We start from the raw sequence: 17,452 nt of genomic DNA on the forward strand, positions 1-17,452 counted from the left end.
GCCAAAACGTACCACCTTGAGGAGTTGTCGTATTACGCTCTCCGAAATTGACAGCAATTGGCCCTATCAAATATGCAAATTGGATACATAGAAAAATCAAACATCAATATACCAAGATGTTTCCCGTAGTGAGTGCGGGCATCGTTTTGATTACCTAGCACTTTCCTACAGTCCTGCGTCGATCCCATCCCAGGGCAATCGACGCGGGGCATTTACTAACTTTTGATTTTAAAACAACTATTCTATTACAATGCCGAAGTACCAATGCACCGTGTGTGCTAGCACTAAAAAGTTTCAAAAACGGTAGGTTTAGGGAAACTCCACGTCTTCTTTGAGCTCTCAGCAATCAGCGTATTTTTAAAGCACAGCTGCACGATGGAAATAGCGGCTTTGGGCTCAAAGCGGCCTTGCGGCGCTGCAGCGGTTCGAACTGCAACCCAATCCCGAAAGCAGACATTGCAATGTTCAAGTTGATCTGGCGTTTTCACTGACTTAGCCCAATAAACCGCCATTCAGTTTTCAGAAGCTGACGCTCGAAAAATTCAGGCCGGCTGACGGCTCAGAGCCCAAAGCGGACATACCCAACCTCCGCAAAATGTGTTGCTTGATAAAGGGCAGACTGTCCGCCACTCTTTCCGGATTGGTAGTTTGGGGTTTTGACATGACGGATAGTTATGACGTTATTATCGTTGGCGCCGGAAGCGCAGGATGCGTGCTCGCCGCTCGTTTGACCGAAGATGTAAAGCGTTCCGTTTTGCTATTAGAGGCCGGTGGATCGAACGACGACCCCCGAGTTTCCACACCCGCAAAATTTGGCGCGCTCACTAATACACGCTTCGATTGGGCCTTTCGAACCGCCCCGCAGGGTGAACTTTCAGGGCGCCAGATCGCCTATCCGCGCGGTCGATGTATCGGCGGCACTGGTTCGATCAATTACATGATTTACCTGCGCGGGCATCCGAAAGACTACAACACGTGGTCCCAAATGGGTGCTAAGGGCTGGGGATGGGACGATGTGCTGCCCTATTTCAAGAAGGCTGAGAATTGGGAAGTCGATGGAGATCCTTCGATCCATGGAGACAGTGGTCCGCTAACTGTGACTAAGCCAGGCGAGCGGTCGCCCTTGACCGAGACATTTATCCAAGCCTGCCAGCAGGCCGGGATTCCGTTTAATGGCGATCTGAATGGCACGGAATTGGACGGCTGCGGTTATTTCCCCGCGACTTTGCAGGATAACCGGCGGGGCGGCACCGCGCAGACATACCTCTCCGCAGCGATGGGGCGTCCCAACTTGACCGTTGTGACTGGCGCGACTGTCATGTCGTTGCAACTTGAGGGCAGTTCTGTGACCGGTGTGAATTTTGTCGCCAAGGGCGAACTGAACAATGCAACAGCACAGGAAACCGTCTTGGCGGCGGGGGCCATAGGTTCACCACAGATCCTGCAACTCTCAGGAATTGGCCCAGCAGACCTGTTGAACAATGTCGGCGTCCCGGTGAAGCATGACCTGACCGGTGTGGGCGAAAATCTGCAGGATCATTTTCATTACCGCGCCCGTTGGGAAATCGATCAACCCTTGACCTTCTTTGGCCGAAGCTCTGAGCAAACTGCGGAAGTTGAGCGTCTCTACTCAGAGGAGTCGCGCGGGCCCCTGACAACGAACCACTTTGAGTCTGGTGCATTTCTGAGATCCGGACCTCATGTCGATATTCCCGATATAGAACTGCTTATGATCCCATATTTCATAAGCTTGGGAGCCCCGGAGTATCGCCCACCGGATCGCCACGGTTTCACAATCTCTGGTTTTCCGACCCGTCCTTGGAGCCGAGGGCGTGTGACGATTGCATCAAGCGACCCATTGGATCGGCCCATTATCGATCCTGGATATCTTAGCGATCCGGCGGACGTCGATCTGATGCGCGCGATCATCAAAGAAGCGCGGAAGATTGTGTCACAGGAAGCTTTTGCGAAGCTCGATCCAGTTGAGATATCTCCAGGGGCGGACGCCCAGAGCGACGAAGAACTTCTTGCGGACATCCGCGAGATTTCGTCGACGTCTTTTCATCCCGTTGGCAGTTGCAGGATGGGGCAAAGCGATGATTGCGTCGTTGCTCCCGACTTGAAGGTGCACGGGCTTGAAGGGTTGAGTGTTGCCGATGCGTCTGTGATGCCGCAAATGAACACCGGACATCCCAACGCGCCGGTGATTATGATTGCTGAAAAAGCTGCCGAAATGATCGCCGCGCGGGTCTGAGTGAAAAACTGCTAGGCGTCAGATAAGAGGCATTTTTGCGAAAGATTCACCAGTAGCTTTGTCCCGCTTATGGGGATTTGCAAAGTTTAGTTGGGAGTGTCCGGTTAGGGCTGCGACCCGCCAACCATGCAAACCGCAAAGAACGGCAATATTGAGCCCAATCGACCGATGCTGCAATTCGTACGAACGGCAGCTTTGCAGTTTTATTCTACAAGAGAAAAAATGTCCCGCTGTCATAGAGCAGTTTCACGGCGGTTAGCGCCAGAAAACCATAGACAACTTTCACAAAATCTCTCTGATTTGCAACTGTGTGGAGCCGAAAACCGATAAAGACACCGAACAACAGCATTGGCGATAGCACGGCGCTGATCTGCAAGCTCGTTAATGAAAGAGTTCCGAACGCCCCGTAGGCGATGGTCTTCAGGAAGTTCAATATGAAGAAAAAGACCGTGTTGGTTCCCACAAACCAAGACTTCTCGAGCTGCTGCCGCAGCAAGTAGCCCTTCACCGGCGGACCGCCCGCATGGGCGATGAAGCTGGCGAACCCAGAGAGCGCTCCAAGTGCAATAACGACTGGCCGCGGCGTTTCTTGTTCAGAGAGTTCCACCCGAGTCGAGGCGATGAATTGCATCACGAAGAACGCCGCGAGGAGCCCGACCAGAAACTTCACCGCATTCGCATCCATGTAGTGAAACGACAAGCTTCCTAAACCCAGACCAACAAGGGCTGCTGGCAGCAAACCCAGTATGATCCGACGATCCCAAGTGGCTCGGTAGCGCCAAACAATCAACAGGTCCATTGTTAGCAAGATGGGCATCATGACTGCAGCTGCGAACTGAGGTGTTACAAAAAGCGACATCAAAGGAACCGCCATCACACCCAGACCGCCACCAAAACCGCTTTTAGACACACCCGTCAGCACAATGGCCACGACCGCAATGACATAGAATGCAATTGATTGATCCATCTTGAGAGACCCTCAGCTTTCGGGTCCACGCATATCGAAGTAAATAAAATCTATGAAACGGTTAAAATTCGATTTAAAAATCTGGTATGGAGATTTTACCCGACCTCAAAGAGCTGCGCACCTTCGCCATGTTGGCGGACGAACTCAGTTTCACCCAGGTGGCAGCACGACTAAATACCGTCCAATCCGCAGTCAGTACTCAGATCAACAAGCTCGAATCTAGCCTTGGTCAGCAACTTGTGTCTCGCGGGCGGGGCAGGAAAGTTGCCCTTACACCAGATGGAGAGGTTTTTCTGGTCTACGCCAAACGTATTCTTTCTCTCACCGAAGAAGCGGTAGAGGCGGTACAAACAGTCAATGCTCGTCAGGTCTTGAGGTTGGGAACGACAGTGACACTCGCCATGTCACTTGTGGCAGAGACCTTGACTACTTTCGCCAAATTGCGACCCGACATTCAGATTCAGATCCAATGCGACCGCAGTGATCGATTGCTTCAGCGTCTAGAGGAAGGGGATATCGATGTCGCTTTCATGATGGACCAAGGACGCCATAGCTTACGCGCGTTTGTGCAGTCTGTTGAATTGGCATGGGCTGCGTCGTCCAACTTTGAAATGCCGGTTGAGGGGCCTGTCCCTTTGGCATTTCTGACGGACGGTCGAGACCTCAGACGCTACGCTTTACGCGCCTTGGACGCCGCAGGAATGAAAGGGCGCGTATCGCACCTCAGCCCACATCCGGTGGGGGTCAGAACGCTGGTTCAGGCCGGTCTCGCGCTTTCTGTGATGCCGTCGCACACGATTGTGTCGCCCTTGGTACATGCCAAATCGTCCTTTGGCCTACCACAACTCGCGTCCGTCGCTTTGGCCGCGTACCAAGCACCACATGATCCCAGCGGTTGTCAGGGAATATTGATTGAGCAACTAGCCTTCGCATCGAGCAAGACCCAATAGCGAACGTTCGCACACTCGCAGCGAACGGCGACTTTGTCCGCTACACAGACGCTCGCCTAGATCTGCACAACGACCGCTTCGAATGCACGATGGTCGCAAAGCGCATGTTTGTGTGCTAAGTCTTCACGCAAGATCATAAACACCCCTGATAACAATGCACACTATGCGAGCTCTCTAATCTGACGTAACCTGCCGAGATGCCAAAGCCTAAGATCAGAAAGCTTGCGGCCATCGTTTCGGTCGATGTCGTTGGTTACTCGCGTCTCATGCAAATTGATGAAGAGGGAACCCTAGCACGGCTTGGAGTGTGCTTCGACGGTATCGTTTCGCGCCGGGTCGCAGTACATGACGGGCGTGTTGTTAAAACAATGGGAGACGGCCTGTTGATTGAGTTTCCAACGGCAGTAGATGCGGTTGCCTGCTCGTTGGAAGTCCAAAAAGTCATCGCGGAACGGGAAGCCGACATAGCCGACGACCTGAAAATAACTCTTCGTACCGGCGTAAACATTGGCGACATTGTTGTCATTGGCGATGACATTTTTGGGGACGGCGTAAATCAGGCGTCACGCCTTCAAGAAATTGCCAAACCAGGTGAGCTTTGTATCTCGGGCAGCGTGTTTGATCAGGTCAAAGCCAAAATTGAGCATGCCTTTGTAGATCTCGGTCATCGAAAACTAAAAAACATTGTGCAGCCTGTCCGAGCTTATCGTTCGACTTTGACGGCTGCAGGAGAAGAGACCAAGCCGATTGGCTGGCCGTTCCTCACGGCAGCTAAACGAGAACCAGTCACTGCAGGCGGATGTCTGTGCGGAGCAATTCGCTACCAGGTTTGGTCTCTGCCAGTCGCTGTTGGGTTTTGCCATTGCAGACACTGTCAACTGGCTCTTGGTTCGCCATTGAATGCATGGGCGATTTTCGAGAAGCCAAATGTGACGTTCGAAGGCGAAGAACCGGGCTTGTACGCTTCTTCAAAGCTCTCTGAGCGCGCATTTTGCAGGAATTGCGGGACTAGCATTTATACCGACATCAAAGACATCGGATACTATTCGATCCGTGTGGGGACGCTCGACAATCCAGCTGATTTTCCGCCTGAGCTTCACTATGGCGTCGAAAGTCAAATACCTTGGGTCGACATACATGACGACTTACCCAGAATTAGAACAGAAGAAGATCCGCGGATGTCATCCCGTTGGGTTGCTGTGGGTGAACCAAGCTCCGGACCAACTCCACCTTTTTCAGAGGATCGCGTTGCTAACAGGCTAGAAGGAAAGAAGATTGATCCCGCAAAGGACAGTGAATAACGGCAGGTTTGTCCGCCGACCGGACCTTAACACTCCGCTCCCGGAGATCTCTCCGGAAGCTTTTGATTGACACAAAATACCGGGCCAATGGACTGCGGCCACGCGCAACATTTACTGCAAAGCGCGGGCCGATCCGCGGATTTTGTTATTCCGCTGCCTCTGCATAATCCTCCATCGGTGGGCAGGTGCAAACGAGGTTGCGATCACCATAGGCGTTGTCGACGCGATTGACCGGTGGCCAGTATTTGTCGACCCCCATCGAGCCCGGAGGGAAACACGCCTGTTCGCGCGTGTAAGGCCGATCCCAGTCGCCGACCAGATCGCGTACCGTATGGGGGGCGTTTTTCAGCGGGTTGTTCTCGGCGTCGATCTTGCCGTCAATGATATCCTGCGCCTCGGCCCGGATCGACAGCATGGCGTCGCAGAAGCGGTCCAGCTCGTCCTTGGGCTCGGACTCGGTGGGTTCGACCATCAGGGTGCCAGCCACCGGCCAGCTCATCGTTGGGGCGTGGAATCCTGAATCAACCAGCCGTTTGGCCACGTCATCAACCGAGACATGCGCCTTGGCGTCCAGCGGGCGGGTGTCGAGGATACATTCATGCGCCACACGACCGGTCTCGGACGTATAGAGGATCGGATAAGCATCCTTGAGCCGCGCCGCGATGTAGTTGGCGTTCAGGATCGCCACCTTGGTGGCCTGGGTCAGACCGGCACCGCCCATAAGCAGCACGTAGGCCCAGCTAACCGGCAGGATCGAAGGCGACCCAAACGGGGCGGCCGAGACCGGACCCACGGCGGTGCCGTATTCCGGGTGGCCGGGCAGATGCTCGGTCAGGTGTGCCTTGACGCCGATGGGTCCCATGCCGGGGCCTCCACCGCCATGCGGAATGCAGAAGGTCTTGTGCAGGTTCAGGTGGCTGACATCGCCGCCGATGTCACCGGGCCGCGACAGCCCCACCATGGCGTTCATGTTCGCGCCATCGATATAGACCTGACCGCCGTGATCATGGGTGATCTGGCAGACCTCTTGCACCGTGGTCTCGAAGACGCCGTGGGTCGAGGGGTAGGTGATCATGCAACCCGCAAGATTGTCGCTGTACTTTTCCGCCTTGGCGCGGAAATCGTCCAGATCGATATTGCCGTTTTCGTCAGACTGCACCGGCACCACCTGCCAGCCCACCATTTGGGCCGAGGCCGGGTTGGTCCCATGGGCCGAGGTCGGGATCAGGCAGACATTGCGATGCCCTTCGCCCCGCGCGATGTGATAGTTTCGAATGGTCAGAAGACCCGCATATTCGCCCTGCGCGCCCGAGTTGGGCTGCTGGCTGATCGCGTCATAACCTGTGATCTGGCACAGCTTGTCGTTCAGGTCGTCGATCATCTCACGATAGCCCTGCGCCTGATCTTGCGGCGCAAACGGGTGCAGGTTGCCAAACTCGGGCCAGGTGACCGGGATCATCTCGACCGTGGCGTTCAGCTTCATGGTGCAGGACCCCAGCGGGATCATTGCGCGATCCAACGCCAGATCGCGGTCGGCCAGACGGCGCATATAGCGGGTCATCTCGGCCTCGGCCCGGTTCTTGTGGAAGATCGGGTGCGTCATATAAGGCGTCTCGCGCAGGGCGTAATCAGGCAAGCGATACGCCACGATCGTGCGGTCGACCTTACGGTCAATACCAAAGGCACCCCAGACAGCCTCGATGGTCTCGGAGCGGGCCTGCTCGTCCAGGCTGATGCCAACCTTGGTTTCACCGACTTTACGCAGATTGATGCCGCGCGCGACGGCGGCTTCCATAACCGTTTTTTGCAGGTGGCCAACTTCGACCGTGATCGTGTCGAAGAACACTTCGGGTTCGACCGAGAACCCTGCCTCTTCCAAACCGATGGCCAAACGCGAGGTCTTGCGGTGCACCGATTGGGCAATCGCCTTGATGCCATCAGGGCCATGATAGACCGCATACATCGACGCCATCACTGCCAACAGCGCCTGCGCGGTGCAGACATTCGAGTTGGCTTTTTCACGGCGGATATGCTGTTCGCGGGTTTGCAGCGACAGGCGATAGGCCTTATTCCCCCGGCTGTCGATACTGACCCCGATGATACGGCCCGGCATCGAGCGTTTCAGCTTGTCGGTGGTGGCCATATAGGCGGCGTGCGGGCCACCATAGCCCATGGGTACACCAAAGCGCTGGGTCGAGCCGATGGCGATATCGGCGCCCATCTCACCGGGTGATTTCAGCAGCGCCAGCGACAGGATGTCGGCGGCGACGATGGCAATCGCCTTGTGCTCATGCAGCGCCGCTATCTCAGCGGTGAAATCGCGCACATGACCATGGGTTCCCGGGTACTGGAAGATTGCGCCAAACACCGCACCTGCGTCCAGCGTGTCGGGGTCGGCAACCTGCACGTCGATGCCCAAAGGCTCGGCCCGTGTTTTGATCACCGCGATGGTTTGCGGATGGCAGTTCTTGTCGACAAAAAAGGCCGCGTTGTTGGCTTTGGAGCGGCCGCCACGCTTGGCCATCGCCATCGCCTCGGCGGCGGCAGTGGCCTCGTCGAGCAGCGAGGCATTGGCCACGTCCAACCCGGTCAGGTCGCTGACCATGGTTTGGAAGTTCAGAAGTGCTTCGAGCCTGCCCTGGCTGATTTCTGGCTGATAGGGCGTATAGGCGGTGTACCAGGCTGGGTTTTCCAGGATGTTGCGCAGGATCGGCGCGGGCGTGGTGGTGCCGTAATAGCCCTGCCCGATCAGCGAGGTCAGAACCTTGTTCTTGCTTGCCACCTCTTTCATATGAAACAGCGCGTCGCGTTCTGTCATCGCCGGACCCCAATCCAGCGGCTCTTTTTGACGGATCGCGGGTGGAACGGTGGCGTCGATCAGCTGATCCAGCGTCTTGAAGCCGATAACCTTGAGCATATCGCGCATTTCGGTCGGGCTGGGCCCGATATGGCGGCGGTTGGCGAAGTCATAGGCTTCGTAATCGGTCAGTTTGAAAGCCATGTGGTGCGCTCCTCACGGATAGGTCAGGCCCGGCGGAGAGTGCGGGAGCTTCCGGCGGGAGTATTTGAAAAAAGATGAAGAGGCGGTCTCGCGAAAGAACCGCCACCGGGTTCTAGCCGATGAATGCCTTGTAGCCAGCCTCATCCATCAGATCTTCGAGCTGCGAGGCGTCCGTGATCTTGATTTTGTAGATCCAGGCTTCGCCTTCTGGGTCGTCATTCAGAGCGCCGGGATTGTCTGCCAGGGCTTCATTCACTTCGGTGATCTCGCCATCCACCGGGGCATAGAGCTCGGACGCAGCTTTGACGGATTCAATCACGCCGATCTCATCATCTTTTTCGAACTCGTCGCCAACCTCTTGCTGTTCCACAAAGACCACGTCGCCCAACTGTTCGGCAGCATGTTTGGTGATGCCCAGCGTCGCGGTATCGCCGTCGACATCGATCCATTCATGCTCTTCGGAGTAATAGGTTGCCATCTTGTCTCTCTCCTGACTTCAACGCTTGTAATTCTGTTTGACGAAGGGCAGCGCCACGATCTCGGCTGGTTGCGGTTTGCCCCGGATAATAAGGTTCACCGTCTCGCCGGGTTCCGCATGACCTGCCGACACATAGCCCATTGCAACTGGGCCACCGACTGTTGGGCCAAACCCGCCCGAGGTGATCTGGCCGATGGAGGCGCCATTTGCGCTTTGGATCTCAACACCCTGACGGGCAGGCGCGCGGCCAGCGGGTTTGATCCCCACCAGCTTACGCGCTGGTCCCTCAGCCAGTTCGCGCTGGATCCGCGCGGCACCGGGAAAGCCGCCCTCTTCCTTGCGGCGCTTTTGAATCGCCCAGCCCAGGCTGGCCTCTATGGGCGAAGTTGTCTGGTCGATGTCATTGCCGTATAGGCACAGCCCGGCCTCAAGCCGCAAGCTGTCGCGCGCGCCCAGACCGGCGGGTTCGCAATCTTCGTGGGCAAGAAAGGCACGGGTGATTTCGATGGCCTTGTCTTCGGGGATCGAGATCTCATACCCGTCTTCGCCCGTGTAGCCCAGACGCGAGATGCGGCACTCGACACCGTTGATCTCGGCCACAGTGGTTTCCATAAATTTCAGGTCACGCGCGGCAATGCAGAGCGCGCCCACGACGTTTTCCGCTGCGGGGCCTTGCACCGCAACCAAGGCGCGGTCGAAGATTTCAATGACTTCAACGCCATCGAGATTGTCGCGCATATGCGGGATGTCTTGATGGCGCAGCGCCGCGTTCACCACAACGAAGTATTGATCTCCTGCGTTCGATACGATCAGGTCGTCCATGATCCCGCCATTCACATTGGTGAAAAACCCATAGCGCGCCTTGCCCTCTTTCAGGGTTGCATAGGCTTGCGGACATAGGGTTTCGAGCTTTTCGCCCACGGCATCGCCACGCAGGATCACCTGACCCATATGCGACACGTCAAACAGAGCGGCCTTTTCGCGGCATTGGTTGTGCTCTGCCATGATACCCGCCGGGTATTGGACCGGCATTTCCCAGCCAGCAAAATCGACCATCTTGCCCCCAAGCTCGACATGCAGGTCGTATAGGGGTGTGCGCTTTACATCGGTCATGGCGGATACCTTCTTGCTGTATCTATCGGTCCGAATGCATTTGTGTCAGTCTGCCTCAAGCCGCACAGATTGCAAAGATTCCACTTCGTGTCAGACGAAACAGCCTTTGGTGAACAGAGCGGTATGCGGGCGTATGCATCGCTGATGTTCCTATAGGAAACTTTTTTCCGTTAGGCAACACGCCTTGTGCTGGCTTCTCAAACCCAGAGTAAATCTCTTGTGACCGCGGAATGCCATTAAACGCGATTTTCGCGACCACCCCACTGATTGGTATGGGTTTTTGGGAGCCAAACGATTCTCAGGTGCCGAGCGACCGAACCGCATGATCCAATACGTTGAGGCCCGCTATCAGGTCCGCCTCATCCGTGTCTTCTGCGAAATCATGGCTGATTCCATTGATCGAGGGGACAAAGAGCATCGCAACCGGCATCAGCCGGGACACGTTGGTGGCGTCATGCAAAGCGCCTGACGGCATCCTGCGCCATTTCCCCGGAGCCACCTGCTCTGCGCCCGTTTCCAATGCCGTCCGTAGGGTCAAATCCATGGCCACAGGCTCCAACCCGAGAAGCGTGCCATAATCGAGGGTCATACCGAGGTCGTCCGCCACCTCTTGCGCTGTGACGCGAATGATCTCTTCCATCCGGGCCAGGCGATCGGCATCACCATCGCGCCACTGCTTCGAAAACCGCACGCGCCCGGGCACAATGGACGAGGCATTGGGGTGCAGGTCGACGCGCCCAATGGTCCAGACGGTTTGCGGAGTGACCACGTTGCGGAACCGGTCGTTCAGTTGTGTGTTGAACAACGACAGCGCCTGGAACGCGTCGCGCCGCAGGTGCATGGGCGTGGTTCCGGCGTGGTTCTGCTGACCCTCGAAACTGATTGTCATGTCACGAATGCCGACGATGTCGGTGACCACACCAATTGTCTCACCCGAGGCGTCCAGTGTGGGGCCCTGTTCGATATGCATCTCGATGAAACCCGAGAACCGGTCGGGATCAACGAAATCTTGCGACAGATCAGCCATGGCGCCGCGCGCTGCGTCAAAGCGGATCCCCGTTCCGTCGGTCAGCGCGTCGGCCTTGTCCAATGGCAATCCACCCGACCAGACGGCCGAGCCGGTGGTCACGCCAAACCGTCCTTCTTCGTCCTGAAAGCTGACAACAGAAATAGGCCGGTCGCTGGATCGCGCGATTTCCAAGGCCGCGATCACGCCCAGCGCGCCGTCCAGCCAGCCGCCTTCGGGCTGGCTGTCGGAATGGGATCCCATCAGCAGCGAAGGTCCATCAGCCAAGCCAAACAGGTTGCCGACAGGGTCAAAATGGGGGGTCAGGCCCGCCTCGGTCATGCGCCCGGCCAGCCACTTGCGCGCCGCGATATCGGCCTCGGAATAGGCGGGGCGGATAACGCCTTTGCCAACGCCCGAGGCGCCAAATGCGCGCAAGCTGTGCAGGTCGTCGATGAAACGCTGATGATCGATGGCCATAAGCCCCCCTGTCGATCTGATTGTCGGGCCAAACATAATCGTAAACCGCCCCGGCGCGAGGATTTTTTGGTCCAGCGTTCAAACCCCTCTGGTCCCGGGTGGAAAGCTGCCCTAAGACTTGGCGCCAAGAGGGACCGACATGTCACATATTACTTTGGTGCGTCACGGGCAGGCGAACACGGCGGCCCGCGACGAGGTCAGCTATGACAAGCTCAGCGATTTGGGGCACCAGCAGGCGCGCTGGCTGGGCGCGCATCTGCGCGACACCAACATCTACTATCCGCGTGTCTATTGCGGAACTCTGACCCGCCATGCCGAAACCGCCGCCAGCATGGGATTGTCTGAGCCGGTTCGGGATGCGCGATTGAATGAGATCGAGTATTTCACTCTCGCGCAGTTGTTCGAACAACAACACGGCGTGGCGATCCCCACGGACCGCGAAGGATTTGTCGAGCATCTGCCCAAAACCTTTGCCGCGTGGGCTGGAGGAGAGATCACGGATGCGCCCGAAACGTTTGAAGAGTTCGAAACCCGTGTGAGCGATGCGCTGCGCGAGATTGGCACCGAAGGGGGGCCAGCAATCATCGTGACCTCGGGCGGGTTGATCTCGATGGTGGTGCGGCAGGCGATGGGGTTGGATATACCGTCTATGGCGCGGGTGGCTCTTGCCATCATGAACACCTCAATGCATCGTCTGCATCCGATCGGGGCGCAGCTGAGCCCGGTTCTGTTCAACGCCGTTCCCCATCTGGAAGCGCCCGACCGGCAATACGCCCAGACCCATCTTTAAGGAGACCTCTGATGCAGCTTTATTACGCCCCGCGCACGATCTCGGTTGCCGTTGCGATTGCCCTAGAAGAGGCCGGGCTGGACTATGAAGCGGTCAAGCTGGATTTTGCCGGTGGCGAGCAGATGAAGCCCGCCTATTTGCAGATCAATCCCAAGGGCCGCGTGCCTGCCCTGGCGGTTGATGGTGGCATCCTGACCGAGACCGGCGCGTTGCTGGAATATGTCGCGGCCAAAGCACCGCAAGCCGGTCTGGTACCAACAGACCCTGTGTTGGCTGGCCGTATGCGTGAGGTGATGTTCTATCTGGCGTCGACCATGCATGTGAACCATGCGCATAAGATGCGTGGGCATCGCTGGGCGGATAAAGAGACAAGCTGGGAAGACATGGCTGCAAAAGTGGCCGAAACGATGACAGCGTCCTGCGACTATGTCTGCGCAAACGGTCTGCGCGGGCCGTTTGTTTTGGGTGAGGCGTTCTCATTGGCCGACGCTTACCTCTATGTGGTGTGCAGCTGGCTGGAAGGCGACGGGGTCGATGTCTCGGCCTTTCCCAAAATCGTCGCGTTCCGCGAGGCGATGGAGGCGCGCCCGTCTGTTCAAGCCGTGCGCGCGGCTGGAATGCTCTGAACAAAAGGAAACGCGATGACACATCTCTGGGTCCGGGCAGAACAGCGCCCGAACGAGGAACGGGTCGGGCTGACCCCTGACGGGGCCGCAGCGCTGATCGCAGCGGGTATTCGCGTGACCGTCGAAGAAAGCCATGTCCGCGCCATTCCCATCGAAGGTTATAAACAGGCGGGTTGTGACATCGCGCCGGAAAATACCTGGCCGCAAGCGCCAACCGACGCGATCATTTCTGGCCTGAAGGAACTGCCCGAGGACGGCTCTCCCCTACCCCACCGCCATATCATGTTCGGCCATGCCTATAAGGGCCAGCATTCCGGCCGCGCCTTGCTGCAACGGTTCAAGGCCGGGGGAGGTACGCTTTATGACCTTGAATATCTGGTGGACGAGGATGGACGGCGTGTTGCGGCCTTTGGGTACTGGGCTGGCTATGCCGGGGCCGCCGTAACTTTGAAAACATGGGCTGCGCAGCAACGCGGGCAGGAATGCCCGCCCGTGGGCGTCTATGCAGACAAAGACAGGTTGAACGCCGAGCTTCTGGCCGAGCTGGACGCAACGGGTGCGGCCCGACCCAGCGCCATTGTCATCGGTGCCTTGGGGCGCGTCGGAACCGGGGCCTCTGACCTGTGCGAAGCCATGGGTGTCACCGTCACCAAATGGGATATGGCCGAAACCGCCAGTGGCGGACCGTTCCCCGAAATCCTGCACCACGATCTGTTCCTGAATTGCATCTTTGCGCGCCCCGGCACACCGGTCTTTGTCCCACGTGATGCTTTGACAGCCGAGCGCAAACTGACTGCGATCGGTGATGTCGCCTGTGACCCGGACAGTGACTATAACCCGGTGCCGGTCTATGACCGGGCTACGACTTGGGACGCACCGGCGTTGCGTGTGGCCACAAACCCTGTGATGGACGTCATGGCGATCGACAACCTTCCGTCGATGCTGCCGGTTGAAAGTTCACAAGACTACGCGGCGCAACTGCTGCCCTCGCTGCTGACTCTGGCCGATCTGGACAAGGGCGTCTGGGGCCGGGCAGAAGCAACCTACAAAACGCATATGAGAGGGATCTGAGCAATGACGATTCACTGGTGTGGCACCGGCCTGTCGGCCATCCCCGGCTTGCGCCGCCTGATCGAAGGTGGGCACAAAGTCACCGTCTGGAACCGGACCATCAAAAAGGCCAAGGCCGAGATCGGCGATCTGACGGACGATATCCACGCCTTTGACATCGAGGCTTTGGGCAACGTGCTGGAGCCCGGCGATGTGATTGTGTCCATGCTGCCCGGTGACTGGCATGTACCACTGGCCGAGCTGGCGATCTCGAAACAGGCCAATTTTGTCTCGTCGTCTTACATCGCACCCGAAATGCGCGCGTTGGACGACAAGGCGCGCGAAGCCGGAGTGGCGCTGGTCAACGAGGTAGGTCTGGACCCGGGCATCGATCACCTCATGGCCCATGCGCTGGTTTCCGACTATCGCGCCTCGGACGCGTTTGATGCGCAAAACCACCTGAGCTTCATTTCCTATTGCGGCGGTGTTCCCAAGATCCCCAATCCGTTTCGGTACAAATTCAGCTGGTCGCCGCTTGGGGTGCTCAAGGCCCTGCGGTCTCCGTCGAAATCCATCCGCGATTACGCGCCGCTGGAGGTTGCCCGTCCCTGGGACGCGATCACCAGCTATATCGCGCCGCTGCCCACACCTGAAAGCTTTGAGGTCTATCCAAACCGGGACTCGATCCCGTTCATGGCCGAATACCAGTTTGAAGACCATTGGCCGGTCAAGGAATTCGTGCGCGGCACGTTGCGCCTGAACGGATGGGCGGATGCCTGGTCGGATGTGTTTGCCGAGATCGAAACCCTTTCGGGGCCCGAAGGCGATGCACGTTTGAAAGAGATGTCCGATCAGTTCTGGGCCGAAAACGCCTATGACGAGGGTGAACCCGACCGCGTGGTTCTGTGTGTGGGCCTGAAGGCCGAAAAAGACGGTGTGCCGGTCTGGCACAAAACCTATGTCATGGATGCATGGGGCGACGCACGCGGCACGGCCATGGCGCGTCTTGTGTCGGTTCCTGTGTCATTGGCGGTCGAGGCCGTACAGAACCGCGCCATTCCCGCCGGTGTTCACGCAGCCCCCAGCGATCCGAAACTGGTGCAGGACTGGATGGCCCAAATCGACATTCTGGCGCAGCATTTGCAGGTGGTGGATCACGCGAAATAACTTGCGATCATTGCCGTGAATTATTTCTGAAGCCCTACGGAACGCGCCAGTCTTGCCTGAGCAATATCAATCAGGTTTTGGCGTACAATAGAGCCGAACAGAACTGTGTTAGCATGCTCTCGTTCAGCTTCGTCTATAATACCCAACGGGAAAACAAACTGACCATCGTTAACACAGTCAAACATCTTGCTATGTACAATATGCTTTTCAGCGACTTCGGTCGAGACAGCCTGTTGCATCATGGAGGTGGCAGAGCCCAAATACACGACCTGCATAATAGACTGAAAAGACCGCTTTTCAGGGTCTGAAAAACCGTGAAGCGGCTTGGCGCCCGAAATGTAATCTATGACAACGGGATTTTCAGAAAGTTTGGGATATAGTTTCAACCATTGTGCCCCTGCAACCTTACAGCTAAGCGTCTCATAACCCGCACGATCCTCGGGAAACAATGCTGGGCAATCAGAGCCTGCAAGAATGCATGCCTCAAAGAGTTTGCGTCGTGCGTAGGAACTGTCAAGTTCAGTTCTTATAGCCTCAGCAAATGCCAGCGCAGCACGATGATGATCTTTTTGATATAAATGAATGCGACCTATCCTGTTCCAGGCCCAGACACCTGCGTCGCGGTGTTCGATGGCGTCTTCTAGGAACGGTAAGATCTCATCATGACGGTTTATTCTGCTCAGCAGTTTGACCTTCGTCTGCAAACTCCAGGCGTCATTTGGCTGTAACTCTAGCGCGCGATCAACAGCCACCATTGCTTCAGCGTAGTCTTCTGTTTTTACAAGGACAAATGCCTTCCACCCCCAAGGTATATAGCTGTTCGGAGTTTCTCGGATCGCAAGCTCAGCTTCGGCACGCGCGGAGTCCCAGTCTTTCAACTGCATGAAAGCCCGCAATTTGTGACGATGAATCAATGACCGTGTTGTCGGGAAAACCGCGCTCCATTTCAATAAAGTGTCACACGCAGCAACAGCATCCTGCGGGTGGCTGTCGATTAAATTGCATGTCCTGACAATCTCGCGGTGTTTATCACCAAATTGCAAAACCGCGCCTGACGCAGCGATCAGAATGGACGCAATGATGAGCGTGAACGACGACACCCGAAATTTACCAAGCAAGCTTTTTATCTGCATTCAAACAGCTATGAATTGAGTTCTTCGCCATCAACTCGGGGCGATACAATGCACATATTTGAACTTCGCAAGGTGTCGAAATTAAGACCTAGGATCTGACGCGGATCGATTTTTGAAGAAAAAAGGCCAGCTCCGAGGGTCAGAGTGGCCTTTTGGTTAATCGATCTGTCACTTTGGTGTTCCTTGCCGTCAGATGTAGCGGTTGATCGTTTCCTCTACATCGCTTCGATTGATCCCCAACTCAGCCAGTTGGTGGTCCGTTAATCCGTTCAACTGTTGTGCGGCGACGACGATGTCAGCTCGGACGGCTTGAATGCGCATCGCGCGGTCGAACAAGAGCAACGTACTTGCAGGCGGGTAGGATTGGGTATTGGGGTCTAGGTCGAACATATCTGTTCCTTTTTGACTCGTTACATCTGAAACTTTGGCGAAGTTGGCTTCACCGTTTGAGCGATGCTGGGTCGTAAACGGAGTCGTAGGCCCGTTGCGCAATCTGATCCCGAGGGACACCGATATCGTTCAACTGCTGATCCGAGAGGTTGCTCAGCTCTCTCTCAGTCTTGGCGACCAATCGACGGCGATACTGCGCAACCTTTGCTTCAGCGTAGTCCGAGAACAGCCCGTCGAAAATCCCGCGCTGCGGGGTGAGTATTCCTGCATTTTGCATAATGCCTTCCTCCTGGTTTGAACTGTGTTTCCGTCACACTTCAAATAAAGGAGGCGGTTCTGAAGATCGCCAAAGCAGCGCATTAAGCTGCGTTAATGTTGATTGGTAGAGTTGGCCTTCGGCGAAACACACTACATCAGATCGTTTTCCACGTCTTCAGCGGAAATGCCCAGCGCATCCAGCCCGTTTTCAAGGTGATCCGACATATGAGGTGTGCCGATCAGGTAGTCCGCGCAGGGGGTCGAGGCCTCGGACCTGGCGGTTGCGATGGCTTCGGCCAGATCATCAGTGTCAAAGCTTTCGCGCCCGATCCACATGATCGCCACCAACTCGGCTTGTTCGTCCTCACCCATCCGGTCAATAAAGGCACGCAACTCACCTTCGGCACGATCCAACTCGCGCCCCATCATCGCAACTTGCGCCACTTTCCGTGCCGAGATTTCCAGCATCTGTCCAAACTCCTTGCGTT

General features: G+C 56.5%; 17 protein-coding genes. 7 read left to right on the forward strand and 10 right to left on the reverse strand.

The features are described from left to right. Window positions 1–284: 284 nt before the first annotated feature. Window positions 285–512: a hypothetical protein gene (locus GOW40_RS07705; protein ID WP_171103143.1), complete on the reverse strand. Its 228-nt coding sequence runs from the start codon at window positions 510–512 to the stop codon at window positions 285–287. A 149-nt stretch (window positions 513–661) separates the two neighbouring features. Between GOW40_RS07705 and GOW40_RS07710 the strand changes: the two genes are divergently transcribed. Next, the gene (locus tag GOW40_RS07710) at window positions 662–2,254 is read left to right on the forward strand and encodes a GMC family oxidoreductase (protein ID WP_217352266.1); all 1,593 of its coding nucleotides are present in this window, start codon (window positions 662–664) and stop codon (window positions 2,252–2,254) included. A gap of 208 nt (window positions 2,255–2,462) precedes the next feature. Here the strand turns inward: GOW40_RS07710 and GOW40_RS07715 are convergent, their stop codons facing one another. Then, window positions 2,463–3,221 (reverse strand): sulfite exporter TauE/SafE family protein, encoded by a 759-nt coding sequence (locus GOW40_RS07715; RefSeq protein ID WP_171132058.1) that lies wholly within the window; start codon window positions 3,219–3,221, stop codon window positions 2,463–2,465. A gap of 86 nt (window positions 3,222–3,307) precedes the next feature. Here GOW40_RS07715 and GOW40_RS07720 point away from each other — a divergent pair, with 86 nt between their 5' ends. Then, a complete protein-coding gene (locus tag GOW40_RS07720) occupies window positions 3,308–4,171 on the forward strand; it encodes a LysR family transcriptional regulator (protein WP_171132056.1) in 864 nt (287 codons plus the stop codon). Between the two features lie 197 nt (window positions 4,172–4,368). Further along, the gene (locus tag GOW40_RS07725) at window positions 4,369–5,472 is read left to right on the forward strand and encodes a GFA family protein (RefSeq protein ID WP_171132054.1); all 1,104 of its coding nucleotides are present in this window, start codon (window positions 4,369–4,371) and stop codon (window positions 5,470–5,472) included. Window positions 5,473–5,617: 145 nt separating this feature from the next. Here the strand turns inward: GOW40_RS07725 and gcvP are convergent, their stop codons facing one another. From gcvP to GOW40_RS07745, 4 genes are all read right to left on the reverse strand, one after another. Beyond that, on the reverse strand, window positions 5,618–8,473 hold the full coding sequence (gcvP, locus tag GOW40_RS07730; RefSeq protein ID WP_171132052.1) for an aminomethyl-transferring glycine dehydrogenase: 2,856 nt from the start codon (window positions 8,471–8,473) through the stop codon (window positions 5,618–5,620). 112 nt (window positions 8,474–8,585) lie between these two features. Beyond that, window positions 8,586–8,951, reverse strand: coding sequence for a glycine cleavage system protein GcvH (gene gcvH, locus GOW40_RS07735; RefSeq protein ID WP_171132050.1), 366 nt, complete (start codon window positions 8,949–8,951; stop codon window positions 8,586–8,588). A gap of 18 nt (window positions 8,952–8,969) precedes the next feature. Then, the gene (gene gcvT / locus GOW40_RS07740) at window positions 8,970–10,064 is read right to left on the reverse strand and encodes a glycine cleavage system aminomethyltransferase GcvT (RefSeq protein ID WP_171132048.1); all 1,095 of its coding nucleotides are present in this window, start codon (window positions 10,062–10,064) and stop codon (window positions 8,970–8,972) included. A 298-nt stretch (window positions 10,065–10,362) separates the two neighbouring features. Next, window positions 10,363–11,550, reverse strand: a complete 1,188-nt coding sequence (locus GOW40_RS07745) for a Zn-dependent hydrolase (protein WP_171132046.1) — start codon at window positions 11,548–11,550, stop codon at window positions 10,363–10,365. A gap of 139 nt (window positions 11,551–11,689) precedes the next feature. Here GOW40_RS07745 and GOW40_RS07750 point away from each other — a divergent pair, with 139 nt between their 5' ends. From GOW40_RS07750 to GOW40_RS07765, 4 genes are read left to right on the forward strand one after another with little or no spacing between them, the layout of a single operon-like run. Next, window positions 11,690–12,340 (forward strand): histidine phosphatase family protein, encoded by a 651-nt coding sequence (locus GOW40_RS07750; protein ID WP_171132044.1) that lies wholly within the window; start codon window positions 11,690–11,692, stop codon window positions 12,338–12,340. Between the two features lie 11 nt (window positions 12,341–12,351). Then, the gene (locus GOW40_RS07755; protein WP_171132042.1) at window positions 12,352–12,966 is read left to right on the forward strand and encodes a glutathione S-transferase family protein; all 615 of its coding nucleotides are present in this window, start codon (window positions 12,352–12,354) and stop codon (window positions 12,964–12,966) included. Between the two features lie 15 nt (window positions 12,967–12,981). After that, window positions 12,982–14,037: a saccharopine dehydrogenase gene (locus tag GOW40_RS07760; protein ID WP_171132040.1), complete on the forward strand. Its 1,056-nt coding sequence runs from the start codon at window positions 12,982–12,984 to the stop codon at window positions 14,035–14,037. 3 nt (window positions 14,038–14,040) lie between these two features. Further along, complete coding sequence (locus GOW40_RS07765) at window positions 14,041–15,183, forward strand: saccharopine dehydrogenase family protein (protein ID WP_171132038.1); 1,143 nt, start codon at window positions 14,041–14,043, stop codon at window positions 15,181–15,183. A 20-nt stretch (window positions 15,184–15,203) separates the two neighbouring features. On the opposite strand, the gene GOW40_RS07770 is transcribed toward GOW40_RS07765, so the two are convergent. The 4 genes from GOW40_RS07770 to GOW40_RS07785 all read right to left on the reverse strand — a co-directional run bounded on the left by GOW40_RS07770 (window position 15,204) and on the right by GOW40_RS07785 (window position 17,432). Next, entirely contained in the window at window positions 15,204–16,316 is a 1,113-nt protein-coding gene (locus tag GOW40_RS07770; RefSeq protein ID WP_171132036.1) for a tetratricopeptide repeat protein, read from the reverse strand. A 189-nt stretch (window positions 16,317–16,505) separates the two neighbouring features. Beyond that, window positions 16,506–16,706: a DUF1127 domain-containing protein gene (locus tag GOW40_RS07775; RefSeq protein WP_171101539.1), complete on the reverse strand. Its 201-nt coding sequence runs from the start codon at window positions 16,704–16,706 to the stop codon at window positions 16,506–16,508. A 49-nt stretch (window positions 16,707–16,755) separates the two neighbouring features. Further along, window positions 16,756–16,983 carry a DUF1127 domain-containing protein gene (locus GOW40_RS07780; protein WP_171132035.1) on the reverse strand — a complete coding sequence of 76 codons (228 nt, stop codon included), beginning with the start codon at window positions 16,981–16,983 and terminating at the stop codon, window positions 16,756–16,758. A 131-nt stretch (window positions 16,984–17,114) separates the two neighbouring features. Beyond that, the gene (locus tag GOW40_RS07785; protein ID WP_171101542.1) at window positions 17,115–17,432 is read right to left on the reverse strand and encodes a DUF3775 domain-containing protein; all 318 of its coding nucleotides are present in this window, start codon (window positions 17,430–17,432) and stop codon (window positions 17,115–17,117) included. Window positions 17,433–17,452: the final 20 nt, after the last annotated feature.

Source organism: Ruegeria sp. HKCCA6707 (genome assembly GCF_013033515.1).
GTDB lineage: Bacteria > Pseudomonadota > Alphaproteobacteria > Rhodobacterales > Rhodobacteraceae > Ruegeria.

Coding starts and splice junctions, on each gene's coding strand:
- GOW40_RS07765 (WP_171132038.1), top strand. CDS start 14,041: ATGACGATTCACTGGTGTGGCACCGGCCTGTCGGCCATCCCCGGCTTG.
- gcvP (WP_171132052.1), bottom strand. CDS start 8,473: ATGGCTTTCAAACTGACCGATTACGAAGCCTATGACTTCGCCAACCGC.
- GOW40_RS07750 (WP_171132044.1), top strand. CDS start 11,690: ATGTCACATATTACTTTGGTGCGTCACGGGCAGGCGAACACGGCGGCC.
- gcvT (WP_171132048.1), bottom strand. CDS start 10,064: ATGACCGATGTAAAGCGCACACCCCTATACGACCTGCATGTCGAGCTT.
- GOW40_RS07785 (WP_171101542.1), bottom strand. CDS start 17,432: ATGCTGGAAATCTCGGCACGGAAAGTGGCGCAAGTTGCGATGATGGGG.
- GOW40_RS07725 (WP_171132054.1), top strand. CDS start 4,369: ATGCCAAAGCCTAAGATCAGAAAGCTTGCGGCCATCGTTTCGGTCGAT.
- GOW40_RS07760 (WP_171132040.1), top strand. CDS start 12,982: ATGACACATCTCTGGGTCCGGGCAGAACAGCGCCCGAACGAGGAACGG.
- GOW40_RS07745 (WP_171132046.1), bottom strand. CDS start 11,550: ATGGCCATCGATCATCAGCGTTTCATCGACGACCTGCACAGCTTGCGC.
- GOW40_RS07770 (WP_171132036.1), bottom strand. CDS start 16,316: ATGCAGATAAAAAGCTTGCTTGGTAAATTTCGGGTGTCGTCGTTCACG.
- GOW40_RS07715 (WP_171132058.1), bottom strand. CDS start 3,221: ATGGATCAATCAATTGCATTCTATGTCATTGCGGTCGTGGCCATTGTG.
- GOW40_RS07775 (WP_171101539.1), bottom strand. CDS start 16,706: ATGTTCGACCTAGACCCCAATACCCAATCCTACCCGCCTGCAAGTACG.
- gcvH (WP_171132050.1), bottom strand. CDS start 8,951: ATGGCAACCTATTACTCCGAAGAGCATGAATGGATCGATGTCGACGGC.
- GOW40_RS07780 (WP_171132035.1), bottom strand. CDS start 16,983: ATGCAAAATGCAGGAATACTCACCCCGCAGCGCGGGATTTTCGACGGG.
- GOW40_RS07755 (WP_171132042.1), top strand. CDS start 12,352: ATGCAGCTTTATTACGCCCCGCGCACGATCTCGGTTGCCGTTGCGATT.
- GOW40_RS07705 (WP_171103143.1), bottom strand. CDS start 512: ATGGCGGTTTATTGGGCTAAGTCAGTGAAAACGCCAGATCAACTTGAA.
- GOW40_RS07720 (WP_171132056.1), top strand. CDS start 3,308: ATGGAGATTTTACCCGACCTCAAAGAGCTGCGCACCTTCGCCATGTTG.
- GOW40_RS07710 (WP_217352266.1), top strand. CDS start 662: ATGACGGATAGTTATGACGTTATTATCGTTGGCGCCGGAAGCGCAGGA.